The sequence below is a fragment of the Candidatus Accumulibacter vicinus genome, assembly GCF_000584955.1.
In the GTDB taxonomy this organism is placed as follows: Bacteria; Pseudomonadota; Gammaproteobacteria; order Burkholderiales; family Rhodocyclaceae; genus Accumulibacter; species Accumulibacter vicinus.
In genome coordinates this window covers 44,551-50,003 of the sequence record NZ_JDSS02000031.1, presented here as the reverse complement: position 1 = coordinate 50,003, position 5,453 = coordinate 44,551, and the positions used below count along the sequence as shown (strand labels likewise).

At 64.9% G+C, this 5,453-nt stretch carries 2 protein-coding genes; one reads left to right on the top strand and one right to left on the bottom strand.

Features of this window, described 5'->3' with window-relative positions; genetic code table 11:
• The coding region (locus CAPSK01_RS14485; protein ID WP_034928101.1) for a glucoamylase family protein at nt 1–4,784 on the top strand (4,784 nt) is incomplete at its 5' end.
• Nucleotides 4,785–4,928: 144 nt separating this feature from the next.
• Here CAPSK01_RS14485 and CAPSK01_RS23130 read toward each other — a convergent pair.
• Complete coding sequence (locus CAPSK01_RS23130) at nt 4,929–5,216, bottom strand: hypothetical protein (RefSeq protein WP_273703743.1); 288 nt, start codon at nt 5,214–5,216, stop codon at nt 4,929–4,931.
• Nucleotides 5,217–5,453 lie beyond the last annotated feature (237 nt).

Here is a 5,453-nt window from a genome sequence, read left to right as displayed (position 1 = left end):
GCGAATCCGGAGATTTTGCCTGCCTGGAGTATGACTTTCTGTTCGACAGCACACGGCATCTGCTGAGCATCGGCTACAACGTCACCGAGCAGCGAGCGGACGCGAGTTGCTACGACCTGCTGGCTTCGGAGGCGCGCCTGTCGTGTTTCGTGGCCATTGCGCAGGGGCAGGTGCCGCAGGAGAGCTGGTTCGCCCTGGGGCGCCTGCTGACCAGTACCAGCGGCGAACCGGTGCTGCTGTCCTGGAGCGGTTCGATGTTCGAGTACCTGATGCCGCTGCTGGTCATGCCGACCTACGACAACACGTTGCTCGACCAGACCTGCAAGGCGGCGGTGGCAAGGCAGATCGAGTACGGTGGCCATCGCGGCGTGCCCTGGGGGATCTCGGAGTCGGGCTACAACACGGTCGACGTGCATCTGAACTACCAGTATCGCGCCTTCGGGGTGCCCGGACTGGGGCTCAAGCGCGGGCTGGCGCAGGATCTGGTCATCGCCCCCTATGCCTCGGCGCTGGCGCTGATGGTGGCTCCCGAGCAGGCCTGCGACAATCTGCAGCGACTCGCGGCCGAGGGCTTCATCGGCCATTTCGGTTTCTTCGAAGCCATCGATTACACGCCGGCCCGCCAGCGACGTGGGCAAGCGCGCGCGCTGGTGCGCTCCTACATGGCCCATCACCAGGGCATGAGCCTGCTGGCGCTGGCCTACCTGCTCCTGGATCGTCCGATGCAGCGGCGGTTCGAGTCGGATCGGCTGTTCCAGGCAGTCATGCTGCTGCTCCAGGAGCGGATTCCGAAGGCGACGGAACTGTTTGCGCACACCGCCAACCTCTCCGATACGCGCGCGCTGTCGATTGCCGAGGCGGTGCCAATTCGCGTCTTCAGCAGCCCGGATACGCCGACACCCGAAGTGCAGTTGCTGTCGAACGGCCGCTACCACGTGATGGTCAGCAACGCCGGCGGTGGCTACAGCCGCTGGAAAGAACTCGCCGTGACGCGCTGGCGCGAAGACGGGACCTGCGACCACTGGGGGAGCTTTTGTTACATTCGCGAACTGGCGGGCGAGGAAAGCGGCGAGTTCTGGTCGACCGCCTATCAACCGACGCTCAAACGACCCGAGACGTACGAAGCGATCTTCTCCGAAGGGCGGGCCGAGTTTCGCCGCCGCGATGCCGTGCGCAGCGGCTCCGGGGCGATCGAGACCTATACCGAGATCGTCGTCTCTCCGGAGGATGACATTGAAGTGCGTCGGGTCCGGGTGAGCAATCGATCGCGGCAACGCCGGGAAATCGAAGTCACCAGTTACGCTGAAGTGGTGCTCGCATCGCCGGCGGCGGACGCGCTGCATCCGGCCTTCAGCAATCTCTTCGTGCGCACCGAGATCCTGCGCGAGCGATGCGCGATCCTGTGCACGCGTCGGCCGCGCTCGCGCAGTGAACAGTCCCCGTGGATGCTGCACCTGGTTGCGGTGCACGGTGTCGAGCCCGGCCAGGCGAGCTACGAAACCGATCGCCTGCGTTTTCTCGGTCGCACGCGCAGCACCGCTGCGCCGCTGGCCATGCGCGAGACCACGCCGCTTGCGGGCAGCGAGGGGTCGGTGCTCGACCCGATCGTCGCCATTCGCCATCTGGTGGCTCTGGATCCGGAGCAGACGGTAACCATCGATATCGTGTCGGGCGTCGCCGACACGCGCGACCTCGCGGTCAGCCTGGTTGAAAAATACCAGGACCGGCATCTCGCCGACCGTGTCTTCGATCTGGTCTGGACGCACAGCCAAGTGGTCCTGCAGCAACTCAACGCCACCGAAGCCGAGTCGCAACTATACGTGCGGCTGGCCAGTCCGGTGATCTACGCCAATGCCTCGCTACGCGCCAGCGCCGACGTACTGAGCAAGAATCGTCGGGGGCAGTCCGGGCTGTGGGGTTACGCCATCTCCGGCGATCTGCCGATCGTGCTGCTGCAGATTGCCGACGGTGCCAATATCGATCTCGTCCGCCAGCTGGTTCAGGCGCATGCCTACTGGCGTCGGAAAGGGCTGGCGGTAGACCTGGTGATCTGGAATGAGGATCACGCCGGCTATCGGCAGCAACTGCAGGAGCAGATCATGGGATTGATTGCCTCGGGCGTTGGGGCGAGCCTGATCGATCGGCCGGGGGGAATCTTCGTGCGCCAGGCGGAACAAATATCCAGCGAGGACCGCATCCTGTTCCAGTCGGTCGCCCGGGCGGTGATTATCGACAGCCGGGGAACCCTGGCGGAACAGCTCGACCACCGTGGCCCAATGGAACCACGACCGCCGCTGTTGCGGACCAGACGAACGCATCGCCCCGAGTTTCCCGCCGCCGCGGCGCCGAGTCCGGAACTGATCCTGGGCAATGGCCTGGGAGGATTCGCCCTGGATGGTCGCGAGTACGTCACCATTCTTGCACCGGAGCAGGTGACGCCGGCGCCGTGGGTCAACGTCCTGGCGAATCCGCATTTCGGCAGCGTCATTTCGGAAAGCGGCGTCGCCTATACCTGGGGCGAGAACGCGCACGAATTCCGTCTGACCCCGTGGCACAATGACCCGGTGACCGATGCGGGCGGCGAAGCGCTCTACCTGCGCGATGAAAGGACCGGCCAGTTCTGGTCGCCGACACCGCTGCCCGTGCGCGCGACGGCGCCCTGTGTGATCCGGCACGGGTTCGGCTACAGCGTGTTCTCGACCCGCTCGGACGGCATCTGCTCGGAACTGTGGGTGTACGTGGCCATCGACGCGGCGGTCAAGTTCTCGGTGTTGAAAGTGCGCAATGAATCGGGCCGGCCGCGCCGACTCTCGGCGACTGGCTATGTGGAGTGGGTGCTGGGCGATCTGCGCGCCAAATCGGCAATGCATGTCAATACCGAAATCGACCCGAGAAGCGGCACGCTCTACGCGCGCAACCCGTACAGTCCCGAGTTCGCCGATCGGGTGGCCTTTTTCGACGTCGATGACCCGCTGCGCAAGCTCAGCGGCGACCGCGCGGAATTCATCGGGCGCAACGGCTCGCTACGCGATCCGGCTGCCCTGCATCGCTGGGGTCTTTCCGGCAAGGTGGGGGCTGGCCTGGATCCCTGCGGCGCGATCCAGGTCGGTTTCGACCTCGCCGACGGGCAGGAGCGGGAGGTCGTCTTCCGCCTCGGTGTCGGCCGCAACGCCTACGAAGCCAACAAGCTGATGCGGCGCTTTCGCGGCGGCCTGGCGGCACACGGCGCGCTCGCAGCCGTCCGGCAGTACTGGCAGCACACGCTCGGTGCCGTGCAGGTGAGCACCCCCGACCCGGCGATCGATGTGCTGGTCAATGGCTGGCTGGTCTACCAGACGCTGGCCTGCCGTCTCTGGGCGCGTAGCGGCTACTACCAGTCGGGCGGCGCCTTCGGGTTCCGCGACCAGTTGCAGGACGTGATGGCGCTGATCCACGCCGAGCCTGGGCTGGTGCGGGAGCATCTGCTGCTGTGCGCCAGCCGGCAGTTCCTGGAAGGCGACGTCCAGCACTGGTGGCATCCACCGTCGGGCCGAGGGGTGCGTACGCACTGTTCGGACGACTATCTCTGGCTGCCGCTGGCCATCTGCCGCTACGTCGGTGCCAGCGGCGATACCGGTGTGCTCGACGAGCCCGTGCCTTTCCTGGAAGGTCGCCCGGTGAATCCAGAGGATGATTCCTACTATGATCTTCCGAGCCGCTCGGCCGCGGCCGCCAGTCTTTACGAGCACGGCGTGTGCGCGATCCGGCACGGTCTGCGCTTTGGCGAGCATGGCCTGCCGTTGATGGGTTCCGGCGACTGGAACGACGGCATGAATCTGGTCGGGATGCAGGGCCGGGGCGAGAGCGTCTGGCTGGGCTTTTTCCTGTGCGAAGTCCTCAGGCAGTTCGCCAGGCTCGCCGACGCGTATGGCGACACTGTCTTCGCCGAACGCTGCCAGGTAGAGGGGCATCGTCTGCGTGGGAACATCGAGCAGCATGCCTGGGATGGCGGCTGGTACCGTCGCGCCTGGTTTGACGATGGCACGGCGCTCGGTTCGGCGGGCAATGTGGAGTGCCAGATCGACTCGATCTCGCAGAGCTGGTCAGTGCTGTCCGGGGCGGCCGAAGGGCTGGGCCAGCTCGCACGCTCGCGCCAGGCGATGCAGGCCGTCGACGAGCGGTTGGTGCGCCGCGAGTACGCGCTCGTCCAGTTGCTCGATCCGCCCTTTGACCAGTCGAACCTCGATCCCGGCTACATCCGGGGCTACGTGCCGGGAGTGCGGGAGAACGGCGGGCAGTACACCCACGGGGCAGTCTGGGCGGCGATGGCCTTTGCCGAACTCGGTGAGGGCGAGCGCGCCTGGGAATTGCTGAGCATGATCAACCCGCTGAGTCACTCCCGCTCAGCGGCGGGGGCTGCGGCCTACAAGGTCGAGCCCTACGTCGTCGCCGCCGACGTTTATGCACTCAGCCCGCACATCGGTCGCGGCGGGTGGAGTTGGTACACCGGCTCGGCGGGCTGGATGTACCGGCTGGTCGTCGAATCGCTGCTTGGGCTGCGGCGCGACGGCGAGCAAATGCATCTCGCTCCCTGCCTGCCCAGGGAGTGGCCAGGATTCAGCATTCGCTATCGCTATCGCGAGACGACCTATCACATCACGGTGACGCAAACACGCGCCGACGCCAGCCTGAAGAGTGGCGTGACCGGTATGACGGTTGATGGGGTCGAGCACGACGATCAGACCATTGCCTTGTTCGACGATCATCGTGAGCATCGGGTCGAGGTCAGCGTACGCGGGCAATGAGCGCCACCCGACGCGGTCGCCCTCGACCAGATCTGCCGGCGCACGCGGTGGAAGGCAATCCGGCCGCCGTCCCGTTTTCCGATGGGAGCGTACAGATCACCCCTGTTTGGTGTCAAAACGAGCAGACCTCGCTCGCCTCAGAATCTACTTGATTTGCGACTTGAAGTAACTGAATGAATGGATGAATGCGTCGCGTATCTTTTCCATTTCCGCGACCATTTTCTCCCATGAATCTTCGCCTGCTGCCTTGAGTTCCTCAAGTTTGGCGACTGCCAATTCGGATTGCTGGCGCAGTTTGGCCATCTCGGCCTCGTATTTCACCAGCGCCTCGGCCTTGGTTTCCTGGGTCCGCGCCTGCAATTCATCGATCTTGGTGTTGAACTCGTCGAGTTGCAGTTTGATTTTCGCGGTGTATTCTTCTCTTGTCAGCATGATCATGGTTCCCTGTTGTCTGAAAGTGGAAGGCCTGGTTCGGGGGAGGGCGGGAGTTCGTCTCCCGCCTGGCCCCTGCTCCAGTCCATTCTCACTATAGCCAGCAGCGAAGCCGGTTTCTGTTCGTTCGCGCACATAGCGGGGAGGGGACTTCCCGACAGGCGACCGCTCGTCAGGCCTCCCCGGCAGCGGGCCTGGCAGGCGCTCAACCCGGCGAGGAAACGTCGGTCGCCGGCG

What these genes read in the sequence shown, in the direction of transcription:
- CAPSK01_RS23130 (WP_273703743.1), bottom strand. Translation starts at nt 5,216, where the DNA reads ATGCTGACAAGAGAAGAATACACCGCGAAAATCAAACTGCAACTCGAC.